The sequence below is a fragment of the Vibrio sp. 1731 genome (genome assembly GCF_033339955.1).
Lineage (GTDB): Bacteria > Pseudomonadota > Gammaproteobacteria > Enterobacterales > Vibrionaceae > Vibrio > Vibrio alginolyticus.
Genome location: NZ_JAWOVO010000002.1, coordinates 278519 through 293858, shown reverse-complemented (window position 1 = coordinate 293858; position 15340 = coordinate 278519). Strand labels below are relative to the sequence as shown.

At 46.0% G+C, this 15340-nt stretch carries 12 protein-coding genes; 2 read left to right on the top strand and 10 right to left on the bottom strand.

What is annotated here, in order from left to right; translation table 11 throughout:
• Window positions 1-11: 11 nt before the first annotated feature.
• The 3 genes from R7035_RS04010 to murQ all read right to left on the bottom strand — a co-directional run bounded on the left by R7035_RS04010 (window position 12) and on the right by murQ (window position 3601).
• On the bottom strand, window positions 12-1067 hold the full coding sequence (locus tag R7035_RS04010; RefSeq protein WP_132936210.1) for a porin: 1056 nt from the start codon (window positions 1065-1067) through the stop codon (window positions 12-14).
• 148 nt (window positions 1068-1215) lie between these two features.
• The gene (murP, locus tag R7035_RS04005) at window positions 1216-2670 is read right to left on the bottom strand and encodes a PTS N-acetylmuramic acid transporter subunit IIBC (RefSeq protein WP_132936211.1); all 1455 of its coding nucleotides are present in this window, start codon (window positions 2668-2670) and stop codon (window positions 1216-1218) included.
• Between the two features lie 28 nt (window positions 2671-2698).
• Window positions 2699-3601, bottom strand: coding sequence for an N-acetylmuramic acid 6-phosphate etherase (gene murQ / locus R7035_RS04000; protein WP_046875644.1), 903 nt, complete (start codon window positions 3599-3601; stop codon window positions 2699-2701).
• A gap of 242 nt (window positions 3602-3843) precedes the next feature.
• On the opposite strand from murQ, the gene R7035_RS03995 reads away from it, so the two are divergent.
• A complete protein-coding gene (locus R7035_RS03995; RefSeq protein WP_046875645.1) occupies window positions 3844-4695 on the top strand; it encodes an SIS domain-containing protein in 852 nt (283 codons plus the stop codon).
• Window positions 4696-4714: 19 nt separating this feature from the next.
• On the opposite strand, the gene mpaA is transcribed toward R7035_RS03995, so the two are convergent.
• Window positions 4715-5425: a murein tripeptide amidase MpaA gene (gene mpaA, locus R7035_RS03990; protein ID WP_318145974.1), complete on the bottom strand. Its 711-nt coding sequence runs from the start codon at window positions 5423-5425 to the stop codon at window positions 4715-4717.
• A gap of 141 nt (window positions 5426-5566) precedes the next feature.
• Here mpaA and R7035_RS03985 point away from each other — a divergent pair, with 141 nt between their 5' ends.
• On the top strand, window positions 5567-7192 hold the full coding sequence (locus tag R7035_RS03985; RefSeq protein ID WP_046875647.1) for an ABC transporter substrate-binding protein: 1626 nt from the start codon (window positions 5567-5569) through the stop codon (window positions 7190-7192).
• 63 nt (window positions 7193-7255) lie between these two features.
• On the opposite strand, the gene R7035_RS03980 is transcribed toward R7035_RS03985, so the two are convergent.
• From R7035_RS03980 to R7035_RS03955, 6 genes are all read right to left on the bottom strand, one after another.
• Complete coding sequence (locus R7035_RS03980) at window positions 7256-7840, bottom strand: flavodoxin family protein (RefSeq protein WP_025521460.1); 585 nt, start codon at window positions 7838-7840, stop codon at window positions 7256-7258.
• Window positions 7841-7976: 136 nt separating this feature from the next.
• Window positions 7977-8570 carry a mechanosensitive ion channel family protein gene (locus tag R7035_RS03975; RefSeq protein ID WP_042522270.1) on the bottom strand — a complete coding sequence of 198 codons (594 nt, stop codon included), beginning with the start codon at window positions 8568-8570 and terminating at the stop codon, window positions 7977-7979.
• A gap of 493 nt (window positions 8571-9063) precedes the next feature.
• Window positions 9064-11178 (bottom strand): type I secretion system permease/ATPase, encoded by a 2115-nt coding sequence (locus R7035_RS03970; RefSeq protein WP_005374556.1) that lies wholly within the window; start codon window positions 11176-11178, stop codon window positions 9064-9066.
• 15 nt (window positions 11179-11193) lie between these two features.
• Window positions 11194-13107 carry an EAL domain-containing protein gene (locus R7035_RS03965; RefSeq protein WP_005383568.1) on the bottom strand — a complete coding sequence of 638 codons (1914 nt, stop codon included), beginning with the start codon at window positions 13105-13107 and terminating at the stop codon, window positions 11194-11196.
• Window positions 13108-13112: 5 nt separating this feature from the next.
• Window positions 13113-13796, bottom strand: coding sequence for a transglutaminase-like cysteine peptidase (locus tag R7035_RS03960; RefSeq protein WP_005374561.1), 684 nt, complete (start codon window positions 13794-13796; stop codon window positions 13113-13115).
• Between the two features lie 114 nt (window positions 13797-13910).
• The gene (locus tag R7035_RS03955; protein WP_005374562.1) at window positions 13911-15302 is read right to left on the bottom strand and encodes an HlyD family type I secretion periplasmic adaptor subunit; all 1392 of its coding nucleotides are present in this window, start codon (window positions 15300-15302) and stop codon (window positions 13911-13913) included.
• Between the last annotated feature and the right edge of the window lie 38 nt (window positions 15303-15340).

The following is a 15340-nucleotide window of genomic DNA, read 5'->3' as shown; positions in this document are numbered from 1 at the left end:
AAGTATCGTGCTTACAGCTCGTAACGTAGACCTAAGTGGTAGTAGCTTTCGTCTGCGTGCGCACCGCCAAACGAGACTTCTTGTCCATTGCTGTAGCCACGCGAGCCGTTACGATCAACGTAGTTTGTGTAGATAGAAGAACGAGGCGTCAGTTTGTATTGCACTTCTAGCGTTGTATCTTTCAGCTCTAGCTCATCGCCCTCACTGTTTTCTAAAGAACGATAACCAGCACGCAGTGCCCATTTGTCATTTACACTGTAAACCGCCGTCAATTCCATCACTTTGTCGGTGCTGGTTTGTGAGTAATAGCCCTCTAGTTCATCTTCCGAGTACAACGCACCCAACATCAAATCTCCTAGGTAGTAACGTGTACCTGCGCCCCAGAATGTGTAATCGGTGTTGTTGCTTTCACGTGCATCACCTTTATTTTTCTGCATCGCCACCACTGGTGCCAAGGTACCCAAATTCCCCATGTCTAGCGTATAACGCAGTGCAGCGTTGTAACCGTAGTCAAGCTCAGAAGTGTTGTTTCCTAAAATGTACGCGACAGAAAAGTCGAAATTACCTAGGCTGTTTTGGTATTGCAGCGTGCCATCTTGACGGAAAACTTGTGTCGCGGTTTTGTCTACTTTATTCGCTTGGCGCGCCATAGAAACATCGGAAGAGGCGAACACATCACCAATGTCGGTAAACATAATCAATCCAGATGCCACGCGACCACCAGTAATGCGACCATAATCTTTCGCATCAATCCCCGCCCATACATAACGTGCGGTCAGAGACGGTTTGTCGTTTACTTGGTTTGCGTATTCAGCTGCACCCACTTGGTATTGCGCTTGGCCGATGATCGACGCGTACTCGTTGATGGTTTGTGAACCGTTTAAACCAATACGGCCATCAAACTCGCCATTTGCATCGCCGTGCTCGTCATTTTTACTGGTGACATTGAAACCAAGACGAGAGTAAATATTTAAAACTGACCCATCTTCCGCTTGATACAGCTGCGCTGCCATTGCGTTTGATGCCATCAATGTAGGGAGAAGTAGAGTCAAAATGTGCTTTTTCATGATTAACGACCTTTCATTTCTATTGTTTTAGGTACGACAAAGCCCCTTCCGAGTAACGGAATAAGAAAAATTGTCGTGAAGTAGAGAGAGGGTGCGCCCTTGTTTGCCAAGGGCGCGAGCTAGTCCATTCCTATAGGGGAAGAATGATTTAGCTTAAATCGACGTCTTTGCAGCCAAAGAAGTAAGTCGCGAGGAAGCCGACGATGTAAGAGATAAGCAGGCCGGCAACAAACACCATCATGCCCGGGAAGATGCCATTTTCAGATGTCATGAGAGGAATAGCCACGATACCGGACGGGCCAAACACCGTATTAAGACCAACTGGTAAGCCAAGGTAAGAAACTAAACCGATAAAGAAGCCGCCCGCAGCACCACCAATACAAGCGGTAACGAATGGTTTTACGCGTGGTAATGTCACGCCGTAAATCAATGGTTCGCCAATGCCTAGAAGACCCGGAATAATAGCGCCTTTAACTTGCGTGCGCAGTAGAGCGTCTTTTTTGGCTTTGAAATACAGCGCCATTGACGCGCCAACCTGACCGCCACCAGCCATCGCCAGGATAGGGAATAGCGAGTTAAAGCCCTGTGTTTCCATCAATGCGAAGTACACGGGAACAAAACCCTGGTGGATGCCAAATACCACAGAAATTAAGAACAAACCTGCCAAGATTGCAGCGCCTAATGGGTTATCGTTCAAGTTGAGGAACAACCAAGACATCCCTTTAAACAACTCGCCGCCGATTGGCATGATGATCAAGAAGGTTACCGCACCCATGATCAACAGAGTGATAACGGACGTTAAGATCATGTCCAGATCATCTGGCATGTATTGACGAACCTTACGCTCGACTTGCGCACCGATGATCGCCGCCAAAAGTACGCCGATAATGTTGCCGCGCGGATCAATCGCAAAGCCGAAAAACTCGTTCATGCCAGAGTAAATACCGGATGTCGCCTCTGGGTTGTAACCCAGCACAAACAAAGAGGCGAGAATGGCACCATTAACACCAGAGCCGCCAAACGCTTGCTGCGCGTTGTAACCAATCAGAATACTTAGGAAAGCAAACAGACCCTTACCAAAGACTTTCATGTAGGCGATCAAATCCAACATAAACTGGCTTGGTGTCTGGTCGAGAACAAACATCTGTTCCAATAACGTCGCAAAACCTAGCAACAAACCAGCTGCAATAAAGCCAGGGATCAACGGCGTAAAGATGGTGGCAAACTTGCTTAAAAAACGCTGAACCGCACTGGTTTGTTTGCTCTTCATCTGTTTTTTCTGCTCGGCCGCGACGGCAGAAAGATCTTGTTGCGGCATATCTGGTTCTTCACTGTCACTAGAAGTTAAGCTGTCGATCAATTGATTCATCATCTCAGCCGCTTGTTGAGCTTTTCCGGGACCGAGAATGATCTGAAACTGCTCATCGCTTTCCACCACACCCATTACGCCGGGAATTTGCTTGATAACTGACTGATCAGCCAAGCCATTGTTGGCGAGCGATAAACGCAAACGCGTCATACAGTTACCACATTTGCTTACGTTGCTACTGCCACCCACTGCGGACAGCAACTGCGATACTGTGTTTGAAGTTATTTTTGCCATAGGGTCTATCCTTCAGAACTCGGATTATTTAGTTATTATTTAGTGCTGCGCGAATAAAGCCGTTGTGCGCGGCGAGGCGTGATTTGGCTTGTTCGGCATCCAAATCGGCCAAAATCATTAAGATGGCGGTTTTGCAGTGGCGACCGCAGGCATTTAATGCTCGCTCTGCTTCTTCTTTTGATGCGCCGGTTGCTTCCACAACAATGTTGGTTTGGCGTAGGATGAGCTTGGCGTTAGTGGCTTCTACATCCACCATTAAGTTGCCAAATACCTTACCGCTACGAATCATTGCGCCTGTCGTGAGCATGTTTAGCACCAGTTTTTGTGCGGTGCCGGCTTTCATGCGAGAAGATCCAGTGACAACCTCTGCGCCAACTATCGGCAGAATCGCGATGTCGGCCGCTTCTGCCATGGTACATTCTGGATTACAAGCGATAGATGCGGTCGTGGCTCCGATGGATTTAGCGTACTCCAAACCACCTAGCACATAAGGTGTACGGCCACTTGCAGCGATGCCTACAACCACATCATTCTTGGTGAGGTGAAGTGCTTTTAAGTCGTCTTGACCCATTTTCGCGTTGTCTTCTGCGTTTTCTACCGCTTTTAAAATCGCTTGATGCCCACCAGCAATTAAGCCAATCACCATATCTGGATGCGTGCCGTAGGTAGGAGGACACTCGCTTGCATCAAGAATGCCTAAGCGACCTGACGTACCAGCTCCCATGTAAATTAAACGGCCACCATTTGCAAAAGCTTGGGTAATTGCGTCAACTGTCTCTGCAATTTGTGGTAGCACCGCTTTTACCGCGAGCGGGACTTTTTGATCCTCTTCATTAATGACTTGCAGCATCTCGATTGTCGAAAGCGTATCGATCTCGGCACTGGCTGGGTTACGGCTTTCTGTCACCAATCTGCTTAAATCAATTTTCATGTTTTGCACTCTTTGTAATGTTCAATCTGAGGGCGATTTTATGGAATAAAATATTCAGGTTTGGTGACAAAAATCACACTTGAGGTTATTCTTTATGCAGGAGAAATTTGGAATAATGAGAGAAAATATACGTCTATTACATCCGGGATTAACTATCTTGGTTAGAATAATCAGTGGGTTAAATCAAACGCCTATTATTTCTGTTTTGGAATAATTTATTTAATATTTTTGAGGTTTTTGTTGTGTCAGTTATCAATAGGATAGTCGCGAGGCGTACTCAGCTTTCGCAAAGCGGTCGTTTGGTTGGCGATTGGATTGTTGAAAACGCAGAAAAGGCGGCGCTGCTCACCAGCCAAGAACTTGCGGCGCAAGTAAAAGTGAGTCAATCGAGCATTGTGAAATTTACTCAGCGTATCGGCTTTAAAGGTTACAGCGAGTTTAAGTTAGCTCTGAATGAAGAGATTGGCCGTAAGCATGCGACGCAGTCGACACCGCTGCACAGTGATATTTTGGCTGACGACCCCATTGCGGTTATTTCACAGAAACTGGTGAAAGCGAAAACCGACGCTATGTTTCAAACTACCAATACGCTGTCTTACGAAGCGTGTCACCAAGCGGTGAAATGGTTGAGTGAAGCGCGTCGAGTGCAAGTGGTCGGGATTGGGGGCTCTGCACTGACCGCGAAGGATTTAAGCTTTAAACTGCTTAAACTTGGTATTACGGCGCTTTCTGAACAAGACAGCCACGTGCAGATTGCTGTTGCCCGCACGCTCTCTCCAGAAGATGTTCAGATCGCAATCTCGTTTTCGGGTGAGCGCAAAGAAATTCTCGTCGCGGCAGAAGCGGCAAAAGAGCAGGGCGCGAAGGTGATTGCGTTATCTGCGCCTGGAAGAAGTCGCTTGCGCGGTATTGCCGATATTACGTTTGATACGATTGCCAATGAAACGGAACATCGCAGCTCATCCATTGCTTCGCGTACCGCGCAAAACGTGATCACCGATTTGCTGTTTATCATCTTGGTTCAACAAAGAGACGACAGTGCCCGTCAGTTGATCAGCGATATCAGTACCGACATCAAACAGATCCTCACATGATCGCTTGTTCAACAGTGGACTAAAGATCCGGATCGTGCCTCAGTAAAGCAATAAAAGCGGATAGATGCTTTTCAATGGTGAGATCGGCAGAAATTGCCGGTAACTCCAACGTGATGCAAGGTAAATCACGTTCACTACACCAAGTGCCGAATGAGCCGGGTGTTTCGTAGTCGACATCGTCCACGATTGGCAGTTGAAACTGCTCGCCGAGCCATTTGGCGAGGTTGGAATGTTTGGGATCATCCACAAACGCAAGCGGTTCATGAAACGACACCACAAACTTTGGCCTGCGCAGTTCAATCAAGTTAATTAATGCGCCAACTTCTGGCTCTAGCTGGTTTTTAGAGCCTGTTTTCACCTTTACGTCTCGAATGGGTATGTGAGAGCTCCATCGATACACGGTGCCATGCTCAGTCCAATTTTGGGTTGGAAACGCGCGATTGAGATCCACTTGGTTTGCATTTGCGCGTGTGCCTAGCTGGTTGCCGTCCGGATTCATTGACAGAATCACATCATGTCGTAAGTTTTCTGCAGGCAAGCTTCTTAGCGCGCAGGACAAACCTGCAATCGAGGCCGTCTCGTCCCCGTGAGTGCCTGCCAAAATCAAACCTCGCGAAGCACTTTCGACTTGAGCCGGAAAATACAATAATGGCGCACCAAGCACGGATTGACCGTATGATGTTGGCCGAATTAAAAATGCCGCTCTTTCCGTTCTTGGAATTAGACTCACCGTAATCTCCTGATTGATGAAGTAGTATCAATATCTAAGCTAATTACACCTAGCTAAACTGAACCGTTTAAACTCGTCAACGGTTGAAATGTTAATTGTGGCACTTGCTTCACAAGACGCGTTAGGAGAACGAAAAACGATATGGATTTTAAAAAACATTCAACGGCGTTGCTGATTTCCTCTTTATTCACCCCTTTTCTTGCTACATCAGTTGCTGCGGAGACCTTACCTAAAGGCATTCAACTTGCCGCAGAACAGCATTTAGTACGTGCGAATGACGCAGAGGCGGCGACGCTTGACCCAGCGAAAGCCGAAGGTCTGCCAGAAATGCATGTGATTCGTGACTTATTTGAAGGGCTTGTGATTCAAGATCGTGACGGAAACATTATTCCCGGTGTGGCAGAATCATGGGAAACCAACGACAACCAAACCTTTACTTTTCACTTGCGCAAAGACGCGAAATGGTCGAATGGCGAGCCTGTGACGGCGGATGATTTTGTCTATTCACTGCGCCGAGCGGTGGACCCGAAGACCGCTTCTCCAAATGTTTGGTATCTCAAACTCACCAAGATCAAAAACATCGCCGATGTAGCAGAGGGCAAAAAGCCTTTGGACGATCTCGGTATCAAGGCAGTGGATAAATACACCCTACGTTTTGAGTTGGACAGTCAAGTGCCGTACTTTGTTGCTATGACTGGGCACACGTCCATGATGCCAGTGCATCAAGCGACAGTGGAAAACCGCGACAAGCCGTGGAGCGATCCAGACCAATTTGTTAGCAACGGTGCATTCACATTGGATAAGTGGGTCGTGAATGAACGCATTGAACTGGTTAAGAGTCCAAGTTACTGGGACAGCGCAGATACGCATCTAAACAGAGTGACTTACATTCCGTTTGAAAACCAAAACGCGTCTATCAATCGCTTTGCGGCAGGAGAGCTGGATATCACGTCAGATGTGCCGACTCATATGGCGCAGAAGCTTAAACAAGATTACAAGCAGGCTTACACGGTGGTGCCATTATTGTGTACGTATTACTACGCGTTCAATACCACTCGTCCGCCATTTGATGATGTGCGAGTGCGTCAAGCGGTGTCGTACTCCATCATGCGCGATGTGATTACGAATGGTGTCACGCAAGTGGGCAACCTTCCTGCTTATACTTTTGCGCATCAGTACACCGCAGGGTTTGATGCGACGCCGCCTGAATACAGTAAGTGGAGTCAGCAACAACGTGACGAGAAAGCGCGTCAGTTGTTAAAAGAAGCGGGTTACAGCCAAGACAAGCCGCTCGATTTTAAATTGCTGTACAACACCAGTGAGGCAAACAAATCGATCGCGGTTGCGATAGCGTCGATGCTACAAAAAAATCTCGGTGCAAACGTGGAGTTAGAAAACCAAGAGTGGAAGTCGTACTTAGTGGCGCGTAAACAAGGCAATTTCGATGTGATGCGCGCTTCCTGGTGTGGTGATTACAATGAAGCGTCTACTTTCCTGAGCTTACTTCGCTCAGGTTCCTCGGGTAACTTTGCACGTTACAGCAGTGAAGCGTACGACAACGCGATGAACAGTGCATTGGCTGCAACCAATGAGAAAGCACGCCAAGGTTTCTATGATCAAGCCGAGCAATTGTTGGCGGCGGATATGCCAATCGCACCGATTTACTACTACATGCAAGCGCGTTTGGTTCGTCCTACGGTTGGCGGTTTTGCCAAGAACAACGTAGAAGGTCGTATCTACTCGAAAGACCTCTACATCAAGAAGTAGCGCTCAAAACAAGCGATAAATATGAAGCCCCGAAGATGTATCTTACGGGGCTTCTTTTTATTGTTAGCGAGTGGAGAGCTTATTCACGAGCATAGCGACTCGTTTGCCAAGATACTCCGCCGTTGCAACATCAGAAGCATGCAACTGACCACCTTCACCACCTTGTGCAACAATACCACCTTGTACACCATAACGATTCAGGTTTTGCTCCCCAGAATTGCTGATCTTATCCAACCCGACCCACATCATGCCGTGTTGGTTAGCGAGCGTTTGTAGATATTGTAATGTGCAAGATTGGTCGCCATTCATTGCCCCACCACTGGTAAAGCCAGCCGCGATTTTGCTCGCCCATTTTTGGTAATACCAAGATTCACTGCTTGCATCTGCAAATGCTTTAAACTGCGCTGCTACACCGCCCATATAGGTCGGTGAGCCAAAGATAATCGCATCACACTCAGCAAGTTCATCCATTAGTTTAGGGTTCACAAAACGTCCCTCAATAATCTCACTGCCTTCAATTCGGTGAGAGAGGATTTCACATTCATCTTGCTGCTTAATGCCTTGTTGTTCAAGGCCTGCGGCAATCGCGCGAGCAAGCTGACCAGTAACGTCGGTTTTAGAGAAATAAATAATCGCAATTTTGGACACAATGGTTCCTTTTTTCATTGTTGATTTTTAATCGTGCGACTAAGGCTAAAACCTCAAGCTAAGTTGAGGTCAACACTAAAACTTAAAAAGAAGTGCATTAAAAAAGCCGATGTAGATACATCGGCTTTTTAGTGGGTTATTTCTTTCTGCGAGTATAAATCCGAGATTTTACTTTACTTGGCTCTGGCTTGTTTTTCGCCAGCTTTAGCACTGCTTTTTGCAAAATCTGGTTGTTTGGGTAAGTGATCAAGTTACCGTTGTCGTGCTTAATTAACACGTGAAACATGCTGATCTCTTGAATCTCACCGCAGATGTCTTCATCTTTGTCTACGACTTTAATTCGGTCACCCACTCGGTACGGGAAGACAAAAAAGATCAAAAAGCTGGCTGTGATGTTGCTCAGAATTGACCACTGCGCAATAAACGCCACACCTAATACGGCAAAAATGGACGATAGGAACAAAGACACATCGCCATAGCCAATACCTGTGATAATGGCAAAAATAGAGGCGGTCAAAAATAGCAGCGCGACATTGAAACAGCGCTGAATAAAACTCAAACGAGCCTTTTTTACACCTTTCGTTGTTGCCAAATTTAGGATGGCTCTATTTACAATCCTCTTCAGGATGCGATACGCGATCAGGACAAAAATGCCCATCAATAGTTTGTAACCGAGGGAGCCCGTAGTGAAATACTGGCTCACTTGCTCTAATTGGATCCAATCATTCATTTCTTCATCTCGACGATATCTAGAAAGCGGCTTTTATAGCTGATTTTTTGCTGTAAGTAATCACAATTTTTCTTTACACCATTTGTCTCTGTGTTGAGGTTCCACAGAGTACTATATAAGTTAATCAAAGACTTAGTGAGTATTACGAACTCTTTGGCTTCATTACTTATATTCAATCAAAGCTGACGTGATTTTGAAGAGAGCAATCTTTGAGCTGTATCCCATATCCGACATTCTATGACGCTAGTTCCCTATAAACGAGCTGAATATGACTTTTGTCCTGATAACCTAAGGTGTATTAATTGAAATAGCTTTTAGGGCGTTGAAAAATGGAAGAAGATGAAAAGGCGATTATGATTTTATTCGTGATTGTTGGCCTTGTACTCGTTTGGGTCGCGCTTGAAGAACTTAATTATCTCGGGCTCCCAATAAAATAAGCCCCGTTAAACACAAGTTAAACGGGGCCTTTGTCTTTTATCAATGTGAATTCAGGCTAGCTAACCGCACGCACTTTGCCTTGTTTCAAATCGTTCAGCACTTGCGCTTTAGGGCCATCTGCAATGATGCTGCCTTTCTCCATCACAATTACGCGATCAACGATGTCGAGCATAGACGTTTTGTGCGTAATCAGAATCAGCGTTTCACTAGGTTTCAACTGTGCTAATTGATGTTTAATGTGCATCTCTGAGCGATTATCCATCGCACTGGTTGGCTCATCCATGAGTAGAACAGGAGGACGACCCAAAAATGCACGAGCGATCGTGACTGCTTGACGTTGACCACCCGAAAGCATTGCACCACCTTCACCAACTTGGCGTTCTAAGCCCGCTGGGTCAGATTGCGTAAACGCAGTAACACCGGCACGATTCGCTGCGTCTAGTACGTCACGGTCATCGGTTAATGGGCGACCTAGCGTAATGTTGTCGCGGATAGACCCAAAGAACAGATTGGAATCTTGCGGCACACAACCAATATTACGGCGAATGTCGACATGATGCAGCTGTGCGATGTCGGTATCATCAATGCGAACATGACCTTCCGTCGGCTGATACAAGCCCATGATTAGACGCTCTAACGTGGTTTTACCCGAACCGATACGGCCTATGATCGCTACTTTTTCGCCTGGGTTAATAGTCAAGCTCAAATCTCGAATCGACGCCACCGGTGAATCTGGGTAGTGGAAGGTCACGCGTTCAAGTTCAATTTTGCCTTGTACTATTGGGCGGTGAATGTAACGTTTACCTTCTTCTTGTTCATCCGGCATTTCCATGACTTGATTGATAATTGTCATAGAAGACTTCGCTTGGTTGTAGCGCGTAGAGAGTAAGGATAACTGAACCAAAGGACCAATCGCGCGGCCGCTAAGCATGGTTGCGGCAATCAAACCGCCCATGGTTAAGTCGCCTTCTGCAATTAAGTAAACGCCTAGGATGATCATCCCTACGTTACTACTTTGCTGCACAAAACCTGCCGCGTTTTGAATGCTATCCGTAATTCGGCGGCTTTTTATATTCCAGTTCGCCATGTGCGCAACTGCCTCTTCCCAGCGGTATTGGAATTGGCTTTGCGCACTGAGCATTTTTACGGTTTCTAACCCAGCCAAGCTCTCTATCAAATTGGCATATTTTTGCGATGCTAGGCGTGAACCCTCCTCAATGGAGCGGCGCAGCGGCCCTTGTATCAGTAGCGAGTGAATAATCAAAATGACCACGCCCACCATCGGTACATACACAAGATCGCCAGCCATTAGCCATATAATCACTAAGAATAAAATGGCAAAAGGCAAATCAATGAGAGCACTGACGGTCGCTGAAGTAAAAAACTCTCGAATAGATTCGAATTCTTGTAAATGGCGAGCGAAGGCACCGACCGAAGGCGGCTTCGATTCCATTCTAATCCCCATCACTTTGCTGAACAGTTTGGATGAAATCAGAATGTCAGACTTCTTGCCCGCCACATCAATGAAGTAATTTCTCAGCGACTTGAGAATGAAGTCGAACAGGAACACGACAAAGATGCCACTTGCTAGTACCCATAGGGTTTCAAACGCAAGATTCGGAACCACTTTGTCGTACACCAAGCGAGTGAATAGCGGAGCGGCAACCGCAAAGAGGTTGATGAGAAGTGATGCGATTAAAACATCGCGGTAGATGCGTTTTGACTGCCACAAGGTTGACCAGAACCAGTGGCCTTCGTTGGTTTTGAGCACTTCGGGAGAGCGCTCATCGAAACGGAATTGCTTTTTAACTAAAAAGTACCGACCAGTGTATTGCTCAAGTAGGTCTTCTAATGGAATAGAGATCGGCACCATTCCACTTTCTAGGGTGGTGACTTCGGCCTCGCGTTTCTCCATATTGATGCTGTTGAGAACGCAAGAGTCACCGCCTTTAAGAACTAAGATTGCCGGCAGAATTAGGCTGGAGATGCTCTCCAGCTCTGCGCGGTTTTCCTTGGCAACCAATCCGGCCCTTTCCGCTGCTCTTGGTAGCAAAAATGGGGTCAGTTTACCGTCAGATAGCGGTAGTCCGTTGACTAGCGCTTCTGGCGAGTTAGCTAACCCATAGTAACGGCTAACGTAGATGAGCGAATTCAGTAAAGGGTCTTTCATCGTTGATAAACCTTTTTATTCCTTGTCGACGATGAATCCTTGGAATACCTCAACAAAATGTTCAGTGAGGAAATCCAACTGGATTTGAGTTTCGATACGCGATGCGATAGTCGTAATACCAAGGTTGTGGGCAGTACGAGAGATCGACGTTAGCGTGAATTTCTGTTTTTCGTCGTGCAAGTTGTGTGTGAATAGGTAATCGAGCTTCACATAGTTCGGACGGAACTCTTGGATGTATTCCAAAGATTGGAAGTTACGTCCGTAGTTATCTACGCCGAACTCAGCACCTGATTGGCGAATGGCATTACATAACAGTGCTGTGTGGTGAGGCTGATCGATAAAGCATTCCTCTGGAATTTCAAAGTGTAGCTTAGAGGCCACTTTGGCATGTTTTTCCAGCATGCTAGTTGTCCAGCGAATAAACGATGGTTGAGACAAGCTGCTTTGCGCGATGTTAATCGCGACTGGGTCATTAAGTTCACCACTTTCTAGCATCTTAATCATTGATTCAATGACATACTGGTCAAAGATGTTGGTGGCGTCTAACTGTTCTAGTGCGAATAGGTATTGATTCGCACGATACGTTTCACCATCTTTTTCGATGCTTGAAAATACTTCGTTGTGGAATACTTTACCCCATGTGTTTTTCGCAGCTTGGAAACGGAATTTAACCCAATCACTATGAATGGCTTCTTCAACCAACGCTTTCCATTGCTGTTTACCCATCAAACTAGAAGGTGTATCACTGCCAATGAAGCCGTATGGCTTGTCTGGTTGCGCTTTGGCTTTCGATAGTGCGTTGTCCACCATCGAGAGGATTTCAGAACGCGTTTTCTGATCTTTGCTGTGTGCAACCCCTAGTGACGCTTTAGGTTTTGCTAAGCCTGTTGGGTCAGTATTTAGGCCGTTCACACAATTGACGATGCTGTCCGATAAAATGCGTAACTCGCTCTCATCCATATGAGGGAAAAGCAAGCCGAACTCATCACTAGACAAGCGAGCAATAGTGGCACCCGGTACATCAATGGTGTTTTTCAAACGTTGAGACAGTTCTTTAACGTGGGCATCTGCGCGTTGGTAATCTTTGGTCTCGTAAATGTCGCCAATGTATTCAGCATGGAGTAGCGCGATACCCCCTTGCGTTTGCTCTGCAAGCCATTGGTCGATTTGGTTGATGTAGAATGAGCGGTTACCCAATTTAGATATAGGATCGAGGTAAGCCTGAGCACGCAGACGTTGAGCCTCTTTGGCTTGCTCTTTGAATGATAGCTCGATTTGAGCAGACATCATATTAATGCCATCTACCACCGCGATAAGATCTTTGGTTCTTGGACGAGCAAGCGGTTCACCAAATTGGTTATTCGCGATTTCATGCATTTTATTCACGATGGCCGTTAACGGCTTTAGCGAGCGACGTAGGATGTATGAAATTGCCACTAAACCAGCCAGAAAAATGACACTGAATACAGACAGCAACCCAATAAAACCTTGCCAGAGCTGCTCGTAAGCTGCGCCTGGGTGGCTAATGATTTCTACTTCGGCGAGCTGCATCCAACCACTGGTCACAACACGCTTATCGTGAATCGCTTTAAATAGATTCATGTCGATAAACCATTGTGGCACCGTACTTGGTTTAACTGGGTAGGTACGCACGATCTGGTAGTCAGAATCTAATGCTGTAAGACGAACAACGGAGTAGGTGCTGCCGTCAAACAGAGCATTAATCACGGACTCAACCGCTACTTTATCTTTGTCCTTTAGGTAAGGAGCCAGTGCCAAACCTACGGTGTTAATAGTGTTGTTGACCTCTGAACGTTGCTGTTGCTCCAAGCTGTCTCGAGTCGTGTTGAATTGGATTACGAATACTGATGCCAACAAGAGTATAAAGACCGTAACCATCCCCACCACAAGCTTCTTATATAGGGTCATGTTTCTCACTCGTCATAGTTAATTTTAGGTTTATTTAACTGCAACTTACGTTCGCGCGAGCGTAAGTCATTCCAAAGGCTCAACCGTGATGCTTTCCCTGCCAGCTCTCCAGTGCTAGCAGATGACTTCATCAACCACAGGTTTGTACCATTAAAACTGTATATCGGTAGCAAGTCGCTACGCTTAGAGGCTCGGACAATGTCAGGATTGATATTATCGAGAATGAGCGGCTCAGAACTTGGGGTAGGGTAGTAAGCTAATACCATGTGAAACTGATTCAGTTCGATGGCTTTTACGTATATTAACCGCATCTTTGAATCTGGTATTCCTAGCTCGAGTAAAGAGAAGTACTTAGCAATAGTGAAATCTTCACAGTCTCCTGCGTTACTCCCTAAAAATTCGAGTGGCGTAGCCCAATAATCTGTCTTTCCCCACAGTTTTATGTCGTCAACGAAATACAGCTGATTAAAAAAGTCGTTAACGCCAGCGAGCTGTTCATGAGTCTCTAATTGTTTAAATAAGTCGAGGTTCTTTCGCCATGTATTTACGCGCAATCCCGCACGTTCGCCGTACACCGCTGTGACCGTATTGACCCATCGTTGTTCTTTACTGTTCAGCGCACCAAGTTGGAACGACAAACAACTTAAGCTGATTAATAATGTAACTTTACGCTGCAAATTGGATCGCATATTCGACTCGTATCACAAGTATACTCTTCTAGAGAGTTCGTCAGTGAGAAATAAGTGCTTTTTATTTAATTACTTATCGCTCAATACTCCCTATCGCGAGTATCTTAATGTGGTTTACTCCTTCAAGGCGTTCGTTTTGGCACTTAAAATCGGTTTAAGTAGATATTCCAAAACGGTTCGCTTCCCTGTGATGATATCGACCGATGCTGTCATTCCTGGAATGATTGGTAAATCTGCATCTTGACCAAAGTTTGTTTTTTCGGTGCGTACACGAACAATGTAGAAGCTGTTGCCTTCTTCATCTTGAGTGGTATCCGCGCTGATATGTTCCAACTCTCCCTCTAAACCGCCGTACTTTGTGAAGTCGTAAGCTGTAAATTTCACGATAGCATGAAGATCTGGGCGTAAAAATGCGATGTCTTTTGGCGCAATTTTCGCCTCTACCAATAGTGTGTCTTCTGTTGGTACGATCTCGACGATATCCATACCAGGTTGGATAACACCACCGACAGTATTGATGTTCAGTGTTTTGATTTTGCCTGTTACTGGCGAATTCACAACCGTTCGGTTTACTCTATCTTCCAAGCCCACCGCTGATTCAACCAAGGCAGATAACTGGTCTTGGGCGCTGTTGAGTTTCTCTTGCTGTTCAGAGCGGAATTTGAGTGCAACATCAATACGGTTGAGCATGGATTCTCGAATCGCTGATTGCAATACGGGAATCTTGAGCTCACTGGACGTCATTTCACGACGGGTATCGTTGACTTGGCGCTGTAATTTGAGCAGTTCAATACGAGGAACAACGCCCTCGTCTGCCAAAGGTTTGGTGATATCGAGTTCTTTTTTCGCGTATTGGTAGCTTTGACGCAAGTTCCTTACTCGTGCTTGGATCTCTACCAAGTCCTGCTGCTTTTGCTGCACTTGTTGGTCAATAACAGAAAGTTGGTTGCGTAAATTATCTAGATCTTCGCGATATTCTGCTTTTTGACGCTGTGTGAGTTGAGGTCGAGTCTCTTCCAAGGTTGGTGGGAAGGTCAGTTTACCGTAATCAAGTAGTACACTTTGACGCCAGTTTTCCGTTTCAAAATCACGATTAACGGCAACACTGTTAATAGAAGCGGATAGTTGCAGCACAGATGCGGTAAGGTTGGCAACTTGTTGCTCACGTTCACGAAAATCTGAGCGAAAGCGGGTGTCGTCGATAAGCAGTAACTGTTGGCCTTTTTCAACCAACTGACCTTCTTTGACCAAGATTTCTTTGACTAAGCCACCTTCTAAGTTTTGGACTACTTGTATCTGTGAGGAGGGAATCACTTTACCTTGACCAACCGTGACTTTGTCGATTTCAGCCCAAGATGCCCAACCTATTGCTGCAATGAAAAATAGCACCATAACCCAGAGCATAAAACGCGCGCTGTTGGGGGTATTGAGGAGCAATGCTGCAGTTTTGTCATCAACAAAATCCAACTCTTCATCGTTGAGTTTGTTGTAGTTATCTCGGCTCATCACAGTCCCTGCTTATATAATTACGGATTATCTTTTTG

Coding starts and splice junctions, on each gene's coding strand:
- R7035_RS04010 (WP_132936210.1), bottom strand. CDS start 1,067: ATGAAAAAGCACATTTTGACTCTACTTCTCCCTACATTGATGGCATCA.
- murP (WP_132936211.1), bottom strand. CDS start 2,670: ATGGCAAAAATAACTTCAAACACAGTATCGCAGTTGCTGTCCGCAGTG.
- murQ (WP_046875644.1), bottom strand. CDS start 3,601: ATGAAAATTGATTTAAGCAGATTGGTGACAGAAAGCCGTAACCCAGCC.
- R7035_RS03985 (WP_046875647.1), top strand. CDS start 5,567: ATGGATTTTAAAAAACATTCAACGGCGTTGCTGATTTCCTCTTTATTC.
- R7035_RS03975 (WP_042522270.1), bottom strand. CDS start 8,570: ATGAATGATTGGATCCAATTAGAGCAAGTGAGCCAGTATTTCACTACG.
- R7035_RS03970 (WP_005374556.1), bottom strand. CDS start 11,178: ATGAAAGACCCTTTACTGAATTCGCTCATCTACGTTAGCCGTTACTAT.
- R7035_RS03965 (WP_005383568.1), bottom strand. CDS start 13,107: ATGACCCTATATAAGAAGCTTGTGGTGGGGATGGTTACGGTCTTTATA.
- R7035_RS03960 (WP_005374561.1), bottom strand. CDS start 13,796: ATGCGATCCAATTTGCAGCGTAAAGTTACATTATTAATCAGCTTAAGT.
- R7035_RS03955 (WP_005374562.1), bottom strand. CDS start 15,302: ATGAGCCGAGATAACTACAACAAACTCAACGATGAAGAGTTGGATTTT.